Annotated in this window: 1 protein-coding gene; it reads left to right on the top strand. The window is 69.8% G+C overall.

All coding sequences use genetic code 11. The annotated features are described in order from the left end of the window. Positions 1 to 265: 265 nt before the first annotated feature. The coding region (locus AC1DOC_RS34565) for a LacI family DNA-binding transcriptional regulator (protein WP_478131697.1) at positions 266 to 1,133 on the top strand (868 nt) is incomplete at its 3' end.

Here is a 1,133-nt window from a genome sequence, read left to right as displayed (position 1 = left end):
GGCATGCAGGTGGCGCGTGAGTGCGTTCATCACGGTGCGAAGGCGCGCATCGGGCGTGCGCTCCATGGCCTGGAGCGCGAAGCCCAGCACCGAGTCGGGGGAGGTGGCGATGTTCATGGGAGTCTCGTCGGATGTTTGTGCAATCGTTTGCATGATCTTAGTCCAAACCGGCAGAAAGTAAAATGACCCTGCTGGCGAACCTGGGAATGCCGGAAAGCCGTTCCAGCGTTCCGCACAAGCGACAATCGTTTGCACCAATCAGTCCATGAGCACCAGCCTGCCTTCTTCCCCCGTGACCATCCGCGACGTTGCCCGCGCGGCCGGCGTGCATGTGTCGACCGTGTCGCGCGCGCTCAGTCCCGAGAAGCGCTCGCTGATCAGCGACGAGGTGCTGCGCGTGGTGGAGGAGGCGGCGCAGCGCCTGGGCTACCGGCCCAACCGCGCGGCCTCGGCCCTGCGCACGGGCCGCACCCACACCATCGGCGTGCTGGTGCCCGACATCACCAACGCGGTGTTCCCGCCGATCCTGCAGGGCATCGAGGCCAGCGCGGCGGCGCGCGGCTACTTCGTGTTCGTGACCAACGTGGTCGATCCAGCGCTCGCGCGGCCGGTGCTCGAGCGCATGCTGGCGCAGCGCGTCGACGGCGTGATCCTGGCCACCGCCACGCGCGACGATCCGCTGGTCGACTTCGTCGCCAAGGCCGGCATGACGGCGGTGCTGGTCAACCGCGCCGACGAGACCGGCCGCCTGCCGGCCGTGGTGAGCGACGACCGGCTTGCGATGAAGCTCGCGGTCGACCACCTTGTGGGCCTGGGCCACAAGCGCATCGCGCACCTGGCCGGGCCGCAGAACATCCCCACCGGCGTGGGCCGGCGCCTGGGCCTGGAGCAGGCGCTGCGCGACCACCGCATGAAGCCGCTGCGCGTGGTCGAGTGCGAAAGCTACAGCCGCGAGGCCGGCGCGGCCGCCATGCGGCAGATGCTCGAGGCCGGCCCTGCCCCGCAGGCCGTGGTGTGCTGCAACGACCTCGTGGCGCTGGGCGCCTACGACGCGCTGCGCCAGGCCGGCCTGCGCGTGCCGAAGGACATCTCGGTCACCGGCCACAACGACATGCCGCTGGTCGACATGGTCG

The organism is Variovorax sp. 01T439_2, from assembly GCF_056398445.1.
This window is presented reverse-complemented; position numbering and strand designations above follow the sequence as displayed.